This is a genomic window from Corynebacterium anserum, from assembly GCF_014262665.1.
GTDB classification, from domain to species: Bacteria; Actinomycetota; Actinomycetes; order Mycobacteriales; family Mycobacteriaceae; genus Corynebacterium; species Corynebacterium anserum.
Map to the genome: position 1 here is coordinate 647,208 of NZ_CP046883.1, position 13,176 is coordinate 660,383.

12 protein-coding genes are annotated in these 13,176 nt (G+C 53.9%); 7 read left to right on the top strand and 5 right to left on the bottom strand.

The genetic code is table 11. The annotated features are described in order from the left end of the window. Nucleotides 1–162: 162 nt before the first annotated feature. Nucleotides 163–594 (top strand): DUF4233 domain-containing protein, encoded by a 432-nt coding sequence (locus GP473_RS02660; protein WP_246394876.1) that lies wholly within the window; start codon nt 163–165, stop codon nt 592–594. Nucleotides 595–695: 101 nt separating this feature from the next. Then, nucleotides 696–1,106 (top strand): nucleoside-diphosphate kinase, encoded by a 411-nt coding sequence (ndk, locus tag GP473_RS02665; RefSeq protein ID WP_185769277.1) that lies wholly within the window; start codon nt 696–698, stop codon nt 1,104–1,106. Nucleotides 1,107–1,311: 205 nt separating this feature from the next. Here the strand turns inward: ndk and GP473_RS02670 are convergent, their stop codons facing one another. Genes GP473_RS02670 through GP473_RS02680 form a run of 3 tightly spaced genes read right to left on the bottom strand, consistent with a single transcriptional unit; the run spans nt 1,312 to nt 4,182 of the window. Continuing rightward, entirely contained in the window at nt 1,312–2,070 is a 759-nt protein-coding gene (locus GP473_RS02670) for an ABC transporter ATP-binding protein (protein WP_185769278.1), read from the bottom strand. Next, nucleotides 2,067–3,077, bottom strand: coding sequence for a FecCD family ABC transporter permease (locus GP473_RS02675; protein WP_222104972.1), 1,011 nt, complete (start codon nt 3,075–3,077; stop codon nt 2,067–2,069). Before GP473_RS02675 ends, GP473_RS02670 begins: the two co-directional genes overlap by 4 nt. 40 nt (nt 3,078–3,117) lie before the next feature. Next, nucleotides 3,118–4,182, bottom strand: a complete 1,065-nt coding sequence (locus GP473_RS02680) for an ABC transporter substrate-binding protein (RefSeq protein ID WP_222104965.1) — start codon at nt 4,180–4,182, stop codon at nt 3,118–3,120. A 338-nt stretch (nt 4,183–4,520) separates the two neighbouring features. On the opposite strand from GP473_RS02680, the gene GP473_RS02685 reads away from it, so the two are divergent. The 3 genes from GP473_RS02685 to GP473_RS02695 all read left to right on the top strand — a co-directional run bounded on the left by GP473_RS02685 (nt 4,521) and on the right by GP473_RS02695 (nt 7,813). Beyond that, the gene (locus GP473_RS02685) at nt 4,521–4,901 is read left to right on the top strand and encodes a hypothetical protein (protein ID WP_185769280.1); all 381 of its coding nucleotides are present in this window, start codon (nt 4,521–4,523) and stop codon (nt 4,899–4,901) included. A gap of 422 nt (nt 4,902–5,323) precedes the next feature. Then, nucleotides 5,324–7,609: a carbon starvation CstA family protein gene (locus GP473_RS02690; RefSeq protein WP_186277090.1), complete on the top strand. Its 2,286-nt coding sequence runs from the start codon at nt 5,324–5,326 to the stop codon at nt 7,607–7,609. Continuing rightward, complete coding sequence (locus GP473_RS02695) at nt 7,610–7,813, top strand: YbdD/YjiX family protein (RefSeq protein ID WP_185769282.1); 204 nt, start codon at nt 7,610–7,612, stop codon at nt 7,811–7,813. Between the two features lie 133 nt (nt 7,814–7,946). Here the strand turns inward: GP473_RS02695 and GP473_RS02700 are convergent, their stop codons facing one another. Continuing rightward, on the bottom strand, nt 7,947–9,026 hold the full coding sequence (locus GP473_RS02700) for a class II aldolase/adducin family protein (protein ID WP_186277091.1): 1,080 nt from the start codon (nt 9,024–9,026) through the stop codon (nt 7,947–7,949). 3 nt (nt 9,027–9,029) lie between these two features. After that, nucleotides 9,030–10,541, bottom strand: a complete 1,512-nt coding sequence (locus tag GP473_RS02705; RefSeq protein ID WP_222104966.1) for an aspartate aminotransferase family protein — start codon at nt 10,539–10,541, stop codon at nt 9,030–9,032. A 96-nt stretch (nt 10,542–10,637) separates the two neighbouring features. On the opposite strand from GP473_RS02705, the gene GP473_RS02710 reads away from it, so the two are divergent. After that, complete coding sequence (locus GP473_RS02710) at nt 10,638–11,282, top strand: TetR/AcrR family transcriptional regulator (protein ID WP_186277092.1); 645 nt, start codon at nt 10,638–10,640, stop codon at nt 11,280–11,282. Nucleotides 11,283–11,312: 30 nt separating this feature from the next. Beyond that, nucleotides 11,313–12,905 (top strand): xylulokinase, encoded by a 1,593-nt coding sequence (locus GP473_RS02715; RefSeq protein ID WP_222104967.1) that lies wholly within the window; start codon nt 11,313–11,315, stop codon nt 12,903–12,905. Nucleotides 12,906–13,176 lie beyond the last annotated feature (271 nt).

Genomic DNA, 13,176 nt, shown 5'->3' on the forward strand with positions numbered 1-13,176 from the left:
ACCGCTAAGCTGTCGGCGGCATAATAGAGAGCACCACTGTGATCGCACTCTGCATAGAAAGGAAAGCCCTGCATGAGGGCTCTGTGTGAGAGTATGCGGCAATGATTGCGCCAGTGATGCCAATGGTCGCTGACGACGCCAATGATGAGGAGAATAGTGACGGTGTCCAAAAAAGCTAAGCACCCCGTAGAGATGGGGCCGTTGGGGCCGGGGCATGCGCCAAAGAATGATCCCATGAAGGGGTTGCGTGGAGTGATGGCTGGTACTCATATCATGGAAGCCATCGTTATACTTCTCGTGCTCACTGTGGTGACACGGGTGGACCCTGCACACAACGCCACCACCTTCAATATCGTCTATGTTTTGGCCTTGGGCGTGGCAATGATTGCTGCTGCTTTTATGCAGAAGGCTAAGTTTGCTGATGCACTGAACATCGTCTTGCAGATCCTGGCAGTTGTAGGGTTCATCGTTCACATCTCGATGGGAGTGGTGGGGCTGATGTTCGTTGCTGTGTGGTGGTACATATACACCTTGAAGCGCAACATCGTTGCCCGGATGGAACGAGGCCTTCTGCCAAGCCAACATATCGATTAGCCCCAACAACCAGCCCCGATTCATGACAGTGGAGGCGCTTGGGGCTTTTGGCTGGGGTGTCGGCTCAGCAGTCGGCTGATCACGGTTGTAAAATACTGAACATGACTGAAAAGACTCTGATCCTTATCAAGCCAGACGGTGTGAAGAACGGCCATGTGGGCGAAATTATTGCTCGTATTGAGCGTAAGGGCTTGAAGCTCGTCGCTATGGATCTGCGCACTGCAGATCGTGAGACTGCAGAGAAGCACTACGCCGAGCACGCTGACAAGCCATTCTTCGGTGAGCTTGTTGATTTCATCACCTCTGCTCCACTGGTTGCCGGCATTGTTGAGGGTGAGCGTGCGATCGACGCATGGCGTCAGCTCGCTGGTGGAACCGACCCAGTCTCTAAGGCCACCCCGGGCACAATCCGCGGTGACTTCGCACTGACCGTGGGTGAGAACGTCGTTCATGGGTCAGACTCCCCAGAATCTGCTGAGCGCGAGATCGCGATCTGGTTCCCCAACCTGTAAACCATCCGCAGTGTCAATGCTCCGCCAGTGGGTGAGGGAAGATAACCCATCCGGTGAGAGCAATGTAAATGCCCGGTGAGGAATACTGGCGTACTGGTATTCCTCACCGGGTTTGTGTCTTTCTATATCCCTTACTGGGGACGTTGTCTGTAGCCTCGCTTCCTAGCGATGATGTGGTTGGTATTTTCCTGTGGGATTATGGCATTTAGCAGTAAGTGATGAGGGGACGTTTAGTGAGTGGGTGAATAGTCACTAGCGTTTCTACCTCATACACATCACTGATGAGCTTTGGTGTGAGGATATCTGCAGGCGTTCCTACAGCAACCACCCGCCCCTGCTTCAAAATGATAAGCCGGTCGCAAAACATCGACGCCAAATTCAAATCATGCAGAGCGATGATGAATGTGGCATCCAATGTGGAGACGAGACGCAATAATTCCAATTGATGCTTAATATCTAAGTGATTGGTTGGTTCGTCCAGAATAAGTTCTTGCGGCTGTTGCGCCAGTGCGCGAGCAATATGGACGCGTTGACGCTCGCCACCAGACAGCTCATTCCACAGGCGATCCTCCAAACCGATGAGCCCCGTTGATTCCAAAGCATGCTGGATCGCTGTGGCATCATCACGGGAGTGTGTACCCCATCGACCGCGGTGGGGAATGCGTCCTAAACGAACAACATCACCGACAGTGACATCGACCGCGCTATCTACATGCTGAGTAACCACGGCGACAGATTGTGCAAACTTCTTTTTGCTGATTTTCTCCACAAGCTGATTGTCTAATGTGATGGTGCCGGTGGTTGGTCGGTTAAAACCTGCTAGTAAGCGGATGAGGGACGATTTTCCTGAGCCGTTGGGGCCAAGTAAGCCGACGGTCTCACCTGGGAGGATCTCAATGTCGATGTCATCTACTACAAGTTTGCCCCCGCGGTTCCATGTGACATTAGTAGTGCTAAAGCTCATCGGATTCCCCTCCTCTTGATCAATAGCGCTACAAATACTGGCACGCCAATTATTGCGGTTCCCACGCCAGCGGGAAGTGGGGTAGGGGAGAATACTACGCGGCTAATGGCATCTATCCACACCATAAACAACGCGCCCGCAATCACGGTCACAGGAATAAGGCTCGAGTGCTTTGAACCAACGAAAAGCCGGCCAGCGTGTGGTAGAACCAACCCGATAAAACCTATGGAACCAGCTACGGAAACTAATGTTGCAGTCAACAGTGCAGTGAGTGAAAGCAAAGCCAGCCGGGCGGCACGGACATTGATGCCCAGGGAATCGGCGATGTCGTCGCCAAAGGTAAAAGCATCCAGCACGTGGGAAAAATACCAGCATAGCGATACGGCGATGCCGACAACGCTGAGGCAGAGCCACACATCGTCCCAGCGAACTCCCTCGAGTGAACCTAAAAGCCAAAACATAACACCGCGGGTTTCATCTGAATCGGCGAAGGCGAAGATTATGAGGGAGGTAAGAGCAGAAAATAATTGAGTAGCAGCGACTCCAGCGAGGAGAATGAGGGGCCCCGTCCCTCCGGCCATGTGGGCAATCCACAGCACGACAGCAAAGCTCATCATTGCGCCAATGAATGCTCCCAGGGATAAGCCCAAGGACACACCGCCTATTCCCAGAACCCCCACGGTGACGGCACCTGCAGAAGCTCCGGATGAAATTCCCAGCACATAAGGATCGGCGAGAGGATTTTTCAGGAGTGACTGCATGATGACACCACATAGAGCCAAGCCTGCTCCACAGGCCGCAGCAACGAGAGACCGCGGTAGGCGATCTTCCCAGACAATCGCATCCTCCGATCGACGAACAGGGATGTCAGTGTGGAGAAGGTGATTGCTTATGATGTCTCGGACATTAACCAGAGAAATATCGGCGGTGCCCATCGTGATGACTACCGCCACAGAAGCAATGAGCGCCAGGAGGGCGACAGCTGTGATGATCAATGCCACTCTCATACGGCCACGAGGTGGTCTGGATGCGGTTGTGAACATAGAATCAGTGCTGGTCAAGATATGTTGCGATCTTTTCTAAAGCGTCTGCAAAGCGGATAGAAGGATTCAGTTCCGCGCCGTGCAAGGCAATGTACTTGTGTTCTTTGACCGCATTCATTTGGCTAGCTACTGGATCGGTAGACAGAAACTCCTTTTTATCTGCCAGTTTGTCGCCTGGAAAACGGTTGCGTTCGAGATCGCCCAGCACCAGTATGTCCGGGTTTTTGTCAAGAACGTTTTCCCACGTCGAGGCGATCCAATCATCTTTTTCATCGGCAAAGATATTCTTCATGCCCGAATTCTCAGAGAGGACGTTTCCGAAACCGTAGCCGCCAGCAAAGTAAGGGGTTTTGGTGTCCGCGAACCAATAGCCAACGCTTTCTCCGTGAGAATGGATAGCGGAATGAGCTCTATCTACACGCTTCTTCAAGTCATCGATGAGGCGTTGTCCGCGTTCTTGTACGTCAAAAATCTGGGCGATGACTTCAACATCCTTATAGATTTTGTCAGCAGTCAAAGACCGTGTGCGGGTACCTCCGCCATTAATCATGAGCGGACCTTCACAGTCGGTGTACGACAAGACGGCTGGAATATCTGTTTCGCCGAAGCGCTCACGGGTGGCCACACCACCTTCTTGTTTATAGTGTCGGCCGAAAGAAGCTACTACGAAATCGGGGTCTTTGTCCATAACTGCTTCGTAGGTGGGAGCGTTATCACTGAGGCGTTCAACTTGTGCATTGGCTTGCTCCAATTGAGGAAGGACTGGATCTGTCCACGACGCGGTGCCGACCATGCGATCTTGGAGCCCGAGCGACAGCATGATTTCGGTCATGCCTTGGTCTAAAGAAACGACGCGTTCTGGAGCCTTATCGAATGTAAACTCTTTCCCACAGTTGTCCACGGTGAGTGGGTAGTGTGTGGTGCCCTCGGGTGTGGCAGCAGGGGCCGACGCAGCGGAGGAAGAAGGTGCATCAATAGCCGGAACTGGTTCGGACTCGCCACAGGCGGAGAGCAGCATCGTAGATATCAGGCCACAGGCTAGTGCGGCCGTACGCAGAGTGGAGGTCATGGTGTTTTCCTTGTATGACAGTTCTTGAAAGCGTCAGATGATTTCTTGTGTCGGATCGTGCTGAAGAGATGATCGCGACCCTATTTCAGTTGTGAATAAGGAAAGCGTACCCTTAGTTAGTGTTACCTGTGTTAATGGGGGGAGGTGGCATGAATGCTGCGTGTGATGGATGAGTCCGGGTGTAGTGCGTTGGATGTTGCGTGCGATGGTTGACCTGGTCGTGACCTGGGTGACGGTCGGAGCCTGGGAGGTGATTTCGCGCTGTAGGATTTACGTCACAGAAATCACTGGTGAAAATCTGGGCTGTCGGGTCTCACTTCAATGCAGGAGGTTGATTCGTGAAGTTATCTACGAAGCTTCTCATCATGGCCGTGGCTGGGGTGATCATGGTGATTGTCTCGTTTGTATTAGGTGGAACCCTCGAGGCTAACGAAAGCGCAATAGTGTTTATTGCTGTGGCGGAAATGCTCTACACGGCTGGTTTGGGGCTAGTTTTTGGTTCGCTATTTACGGCGACCTTCCGCAAGGTGTCGGATCGAATGAAATCGACGCTGGGCATTCTGGGATTAGCCGCTGCTATTTTCTGCCTATCGATGCTGGATCAGCAGCGAAACTTGCCGGTTATTTTTTCTCCGGGGTTACTCGCATACCCAGCCCTGGGGATGGCATGCATGGGGTTGGCGCAACCGTTCATGAGCGCTCGATGTGACCTTGACTAGCGGTGTGTGGAGTCCTTCTTGCACGTCTGTCTTTTCAGGGTGATTGTGAGCGGATGAGGTGCGACATTTTCTGTTCAATGCAGGAGTGCTCCTCCGAAGTGCCCTTTGAGGCAGATGGTGTGTGATGGGGTGGGTGTCGATGCTCTCGTTTTGTTATGCGTAGGACAGTAAAAGGAGGGCGTGGGTGGTGTCGGGAAGAAAAAAGGCTTTTCCATCTTAGATAGTGAGATTGAACCGGCTATAAGAAGGGGGTATAAGCAGCGGGTTAGGGTCACGATTTCACAATGTGGGATTTGCGTCTTTACTGTGGCAGAATTCTTGTCATTCCGTACCGAGCAAGCCGCGCAACTTCCTATCCTCAGGGGAAGCAGAGTCAACCGGAGCTTGGTTCGGTCGACGAGCAAGTGGAGAGAAGAGAGTTTATGACCATTAAGGAACAGTCGGTCGGGAATCTGCCCGACACCCCGGAAGGGGTGACCTATGTCTACAGCGACGCCACCGATCTGCCAGTCGGTGTCGAAGACAAGCGCGGCCTGTCTGTCAAGGCACGCATCGTTATGGGCGTTTTTGCCATCATGGCCGCTGCTGGGTGGGCAGTGGTGGCATTCAACCGTGGTGAACAGATCAACGCTATGTGGTTGGTGTTCGCTGCCGTCGGCTCCTATTTCATAGCGTTCACTACCTATGCGCGCTTCATCGAGATGAAAGTGGTGAAGCCTCGCGCTGACCGTGCGACTCCGGCGGAATATGACAACGACGGCAAGGACTTTATGCCGACTGACCGGCGTGTTCTCTTCGGGCACCATTTCGCAGCCATCGCCGGAGCAGGGCCACTGGTAGGCCCGATCATGGCAGCTCAGATGGGGTACTTACCATCCACCCTATGGATCATCGTCGGAGTAATTTTGGCCGGTGCTGTACAGGATTACCTGACCCTATGGATCTCTACTCGCCGCCGTGGTCGCTCCCTCGGTCAAATGTTGCGTGACGAGGTGGGGCCCGTGGGCGGCTACGTAGGTATGTTCGCCATTGCAACGATCATGCTATTGCTCATTGCTGTTCTGGCACTTGTGGTGGTTAATGCTCTAGCGGAATCCCCTTGGGGTGTCTTCTCACTAGCGATGACCATCCCCATTGCCTTGTTTATGGGTGTGTACCTTCGCTACATACGCCCTGGTGCGGTTGCTGAGGTATCAGCGATTGGCGTGGTTTTACTGTTGGCAGCCATCATCGGCGGTGGCTACGTGGCAGATACCACCTGGGGAGCTGAGACCTTCACGCTATCTAAAACAGCCCTGAGCTGGTGTCTAATCATCTACGGCGTGGTCGCAGCTATTTTGCCTGTGTGGCTACTCCTGGCGCCTCGTGACTACCTTTCCACCTTCATGAAGGTGGGCGTGGTATTCCTGCTGGCTCTAGGTATCGTGGTGAGCCGCCCGGTGGTGCAAATGCCGGCCGTGACCGAGTTTGCTAAGGATGGCACGGGTCCGGTCTTTGCCGGTAACCTTTTCCCGTTCCTCTTTATCACTATTGCGTGTGGGGCTCTTTCTGGTTTCCACGCATTGGTCTCCTCAGGAACCACACCAAAACTGGTGGAAAAGGAATCCCAGATGCGCATGATCGGCTACGGATCCATGCTCATCGAATCCTTCGTCGCCATGACCGCATTGGTTGCCGCAATCATTTTGGATCGCCATCTCTACTTTGCGATGAATGCCCCCGCATCCGTTACGGGCGGCACCCCAGAGAGCGCATCTCACTACGTCAATGGGCTCAATATTCCAGGTGACGGCATCACTGCTGAACAACTGCAGGCGGCTGCTCACGCTATTGGAGAACCATCCATCGTTTCCCGTACGGGCGGCGCGCCAACGTTCGCCTTTGGAATGTCTGATATTCTTACCGATATTTTCGGCAACCCAGGTTTGCAAGCATTTTGGTACCACTTTGCCATCATGTTCGAGGCATTGTTCATCCTCACCACCATTGACGCCGGTACGCGCGTAGCTCGATTTATCATTTCGGACACGGTGGGTTCCCTCCCCGGCCTGAGCAAGTTCAAGAACCCGCATTGGAAGCTTGGCTCGTGGATCGCCACGATCATCGTGTGCGGTGGTTGGGGCTCTATCCTGCTGATGGGTGTTACCGATCCTCTGGGTGGAATCAATATGCTCTTCCCCCTGTTCGGTATCGCCAACCAGCTGCTTGCAGCTATCGCTTTGGCGCTTATTACCGTGGTGGTCGTGAAGAAGGGTTACGCCAAGTACGCCTGGATTCCGGGAATTCCTCTGGTCTGGGATGTGGTAATTACCATGTACGCCTCGTGGCAGAAGATCTTCAGCGATGTGCCAGCCATCGGTTACTGGGCACAACATGCTGCGTTTAAGGACGCACAAGCGCAAGGTCTCACCAAGTTCGGTACTGCTAAGAGTGCTGAGGAAATCGCAGCGGTGATCCGCAATACCGCAGTTCAAGGGTCGCTATCCATCTTCTATGCACTTTTGGTACTCATCGTTGTGGTCACCTGTGTGATCGCTATTGTGAAGGCGTTGCGAGCCCAATCAGCGGGGCAGGAGGTTACTACCTCCGAAGAACCATTTACCCCGTCTGCTTACTTTGCCCCCACCGGAGTATTTGCAACAGATATCGAAAAGCCCTTGGTGAAAGCATGGGCTGAGCGTGAGCCGAAAATTCACAAGGGGCATTAGATGTCTTCAGTTTTAGAATGGCCAGTCAAGATCATCCGCAATATCTGGTGGTACATGGGTGAGCTCGTGGGCGACCACGATTACGAGAAGTACGTGGCTCACATGCAGTCCCATCATCCAGGCTGTGAGATTCCGTCCAAAAAACAATATTGGCGGGAGCGTTATCAGGCGCAAGAGGCGAACCCAGGTTCTCGTTGTTGCTAATCAGTCCGGGCGCTGCCTGTACTAATCACCCTGGGTGCTGCCCATCTAACAGGGGGGCTGAGCCCCCTGTTGTTTTCTCAACAGCTTGGGGCTCGACCGTAGCTCAAGTGCTCATGCCTTCTGGAAAGCGCCACTACGCCTGCTTGGAGTACGTGGCCCGATAAATGGCGTTCATCAAATGGCATTCCCAGTTGGCGATGGGTGAGCGGCCAGCTACCTGTGCCACGCGAGCTGCCCGGGCATTCTTCATGAGCACAGACTCGACAGCGGTGGCGTCGGCCGGATCAGACCCTATGCACAGTGCCTCGCCATCGCGAAAGACCACGTTGGCCCGTGCCGAGGCATGTGCTTTAGTGCCGACAATCTGGGCGAAGTCATCAAGATAAGGGCGCAAAGGAGTGCCGCCGCTGATCTGACTCTTGAGAGCCTCCACCTCGGAATCCCAGCACACTCGAATGGCGCAGGCCTTCTTGCGTTGAGAATAGATCGCCTCGTGACGTGCGCGAACCTCAGCGGGAACTGATGCCGTGGCTTCTTCGCCAGCAGCGTTGAAGAAGCAAATAGGAGCGTGGGGATTGTCACGTTCACTGCGCACGATGCGATCCTGCGGCACATCGGGATCAACCAGGGTCGAGCCGGTGACTTCCTTGTAGATGCGAGTAGCGGCTGATTCTACATCGCGAGCTAATTGAAGGGCGTGCTCTGCGGTATCACCGCACAGAAATACGCCGTGAGCCTCCAGCAGGACAACATTGTCGCCGGGATTATGGCGCAGAGTTTCCTTCACACCGAAATGCAATTTCTTGGTGGACGGTAAGCCATACGGGGAGATCTGGATATGAGACTGCCCGATGGCTTGGGCCTCGTGCCGCGTGAGCTCTAACGGCTGTCCGAGCTGACTCAACGCCGATGCGTAGCGCTGGTGAGTGTGAACCACACAGTTAGCTCCGGGGCGATGTTCGTAGCACAGCTTGTGCATTGGGTATTCACTGGAGGGCTTGAAAGGCCCAGACGCTTCACCGGCTGCGCTAATAACGGCGAGGTCAGATTCGATCATTGTGTCGTAGCTACGCCCCGAAGGGGTAATGACGAACTCATGGCCTGAGGTGCGGTGGGAAACATTGCCCCACGTGCGTACCACGAGCCCTTCGTGGAGGAGGTCTCGGGAGAGATCTACCACGGCAGAACGCTGACTAAAACGAGGATCTTTCATGGTCTACAGGGTCACCACCGAATCAAAAATCTTGTCGAAGCGACGGAGAGCGTCGTCGATGAGGTCGGGCGTATAAGCAGCGGAGGTGTAGAGCCGGGAGCCCGCAAGCGTCACGATCCCCTCGGCCATATATGCCGCGCCCATGTGCTCCATTTCCGTCTTGCGCTTGCCGGTTTCCTTAATGACGTGTGGAATTGTCCACGGCTTGGACCAATCGATGCTGAAGTGCATGGTTCCCACGGTTTCCAAGTGGCAGATGGAGCCCTGATTAAATGCCACGAAGGGGAGGCGACGCCGCTGAATGATCTCCCGCAGGCCATCGGTGAGACGGTCACCCATGTCGGATGCTTTCTGGCACGCTCCGGTTTCTGCGATGGCTTTGAGCGTGTAGTAGCCCGCGGCTGCCGACAGAGGAGTTCCGGCCATCGTGCCGCCAGCCAGAGCTTTCTTGACCTTCGAATCCGCGTGAATGCCTGCAGAAAGATACTGCATGTATTTCTTCGGTCCACCGATACCACCGGCGCCAGGGTAACCACCAGCGATCACTTTGCCGAAGATAGTGAGGTCAGGTGTCACCCCATAGAGGTATTGCACGCCGTGCTCAGACAGACGGAAGGCGGTCACTACCTCGTCGAAAATGAGGAGTGCGCCGTATTTGTCAGCGAGTTCTCGCGCGCCGAGAATGAACTCGTGGCTGATAGGGCGGGTACCGGATTCAGGTCCCACGGGTTCGATGAAGATAGCTGCGGTTCCTCCGGTGAGCCGCTTTGCTTTGAGCTTCTTTTCCAGTGATTCGAGGCTGCCGGGGAAAAACTCATCGGTGAATGTGAAGGTCGTGAGTGGTATGCCTTTAGCTTGGGTGAACTTAGAACCCGGAATACGGATGCCGTAGGCAAGCTGGTCACTCCACCCGTGGTAGGCCCCACCCATCTTGAGGATGTGTTTGTGGCCAGTGGCTAGACGTGCAATACGGGCTGCTACCGAGCAGGCTTCAGAGCCGGAATTGAACATGCGAAGTTGCTCGACGCTGGGCACGAGGTCTGCAACGAGGCGGCTAATTTTGACCTCAAATTCGTGCAATAGGCCAGTGGAAGGACCTGAATTATCCAGTACTTCCTCAATTTTCTCTCGGATTTCTGGGGGATTAGAACCCAGAACCGTGGGGCCGCCGGCTTGGAGGAAGTCCAAATATTCGTTGCCATCGGCGTCGTATAGTTTGGCACCTTCAGCTCGCGTGAAGGTTAAAGGGAAGGGGTGATTAAATGCAAGGTTGTGTTGCACACCTCCCGGGATAACTTCTTGGGCATCGTGAAAGAGCTCCTTGGATCGTGTGCATTGTGCGTCGAAATATTCAGACTCGTAACGAGCCAAGACGTCGGGATCGATGGAGTGGATGGGACGTTTAATGAGGTCGTCCAGTTCTTTGGTGATCTGTTGAGTTCCTGGCCGATTGATGTCCATGACGGGAGCTTCTTCCTGGCGTGTTGTGATGTATAAAGATGAGTAGCTACTCACTGTCTACTGTCCACACTATCACCGACTGTTCGCGAGGGGATAGGCTTTCGAGTCTAGACTGGAAATCTCACACCAGTTTTTTGGAGAAGAAAAGACATGACCTCACCTGCTACGCAACGATTCCTCAACCTTTCGGATGAAAAACGCGAGCGTATTGAGCGTGCAGCTACTGCCGAATTCGCGTCGAAGGGTTATGAAAACGCGAATACTAACGATATTGCCGCAGCCGCTGGTATCAGCGTGGGTGCTCTATTTGCTTATTTTGAGACCAAGCAGGATCTTTTCCTCCATATCACCGGGCGCGGTAGTGCCCTCATCGAACAGATGGTGAGTGAGGTGCTGGCCAGTGATGCTCCGGTCTTGGAGATCATCCACTCTATCCTGGAACTCATTGCGCAATCTTCTCGTGCGGAGCGTGAATCCGTACAGTTCTACCAGCTGATGACGGGACCGGGAGACCGGGAAGAAAGTGCGAAGGTCGCTTTCAAGCTGGAGCAGTTCACATCCGGTGCGTATGTCGAATTAATGAAGAGAGGCCAGAAGGAAGGTGATCTCCGTACGGATATCCCAGCGGAAATGCTGGCTTTTCATCTCGATAATATTTTCATAATGCTCCAATATTCCTTCGCCAGCGACTATTTTGAGCAACGACGTTCTATGTATTTCGAGGGGATCGACGACTCTGACGAGGCGTTGTTAGACCGCTCGATGCAGCTCATTACCTCCGCTTTGCAGGCGTAACTTATGCGGGCGTAACCAGGAGATAATAAAGTGATTCACGCTCTGGCCTTCGATATTGGAACCACTGGGGTTAAGGCCTGCCTTTTCCGCATTCAAGATACTGTGACCAAATTGGATTCTGAGACGTCGACGTACGAATTACATATTCTCCCTGGTGGTGGCGCTGAGCAGGATCCAAATGACTGGTGGGCTGCCATCGTGGAACTAACTCGGCTGTTGCGTAGGCGGCACCCGGAGGCGATGGGCGACCTTTCTGGAATAACGTTCTGTGCACAGATGCAGGCTATGGTCATGGTCGACCGCGATGGGGTTCCGGTACATAACGCTTTTAGTTACATGGATCAGCGGGCATCTGCTGAAATGAAAAAGCAGGTGGGAAGAGGTCCGCGCATAGCGGGTGTTAATGCGGTGACAGCATTGCGAACTTTGCGACGCACCGGTGCCGTGGCCGCGAGTGTAAAAGACCCAGTATGGAAGTATCACTGGTTGCGCCAACACTGTCCGGAGGAATTCCAGCGTGGCTATAAGTGGCTCGATGTCAAAGAGGCGGTGATAGCACGTATGACCGGCAAATTCATCATGAGCCAAGATAGCGCTTTCGCTACGCTACTGTACGATATTCGGGCAGATAGGCCACGTTTCGATGAACTCACGATGAAGCTGTTGGGAGTGGAGCCTCGGCATATGCCACGCATCATTAACTCCTCTGATGTTGTGGGTGGCTTGTTGGCGAAGCCCGCGGCGGAACTTGGGCTGCCGGTGGGAACTCCTGTCTACGCGGGAGGAGGGGATGCGTCTCTAATCGGTGTGGGTGCGGGTGCGACGGCGCTGGGGGACACGCATGTGTATATGGGAACCTCAGGTTGGGTATCTACTGTCACTGACAAGCAGACTGTCGATATCGCGTCAATGATTGCCGCGATTGTTGGCGCGGATCCGCAGCGATACAACTACTTTGCAGAGCTAGAGACAGCGGGGAAGTGTTTGGAGTGGGTGCGTGATCATTTGGCGCTCGATGAGATCAATGTTTTCCTCGAAAAGAGTGATGTCACAGAGTCTGAAGAAAGCATTCATAGCTCGCTTTATGATTACCTTTCTGAGGTCATTGGGCGGGCTGAGCCGGGAGCGGGGGGCGTGTTGTTCGCTCCGTGGCTGCACGGTAACCGTTCTCCGTTTGAAGATCCGTTGGCTCGGGCTTTGTTTCTGAATATTTCTCTCGATACCGGCAAGACCGAGCTGTTGCGTGCGGTGGTCGAGGGGGTCTGCTTCCACATGCGCTGGTTCCTGGAGACGCAAGAAAAGCGAGTGAGTACTTCCTCACGTCTGCGTTTTGTCGGCGGTGGAGCGCTGTCCGATGTCACCAGTCAGATCCTAGCTGATGTGACCCAACGACCCGTCGACGTGGTAGACCACCCCCAAGACGTTGGAGCGGTTGGGGCAGCGTTATTGGTCGCGGTGGGCGAAGGCATGATTTCTGGCGTCGATCAGGCAAAAGACCTTGTTAAAGTTGCGGCAAGTTTTGAACCGAACCGGGCTAATAAGAGCGTTTATGATCGGCAGTTCACGGCTTTCAAAGGACTACATAAAGCGAATAAAAAGCTGTTTCAGGCTCTCAATGGGTAGCGGGGCATCTCGAATGACACACTGCTTGCCTCAGCGTGATCACCGTTGCTGACGGTCCGAAAATGAGGGATGTTTGAGGGATGTTTAGGGAACACGATCGAATAGCGGACGAGCGGATAACAGTGATTGAGACCCGTCACGTTAGGGGCACGTCACGTTAGGGGCAGTGCAGAGAAGAAATCAATGAGCCGTCTACCGTCGATTCACACTATCTATAGGGGAGTATGCGACAATGGTTGCGGACGGACGGCCCACAACGATGATGAGGCAT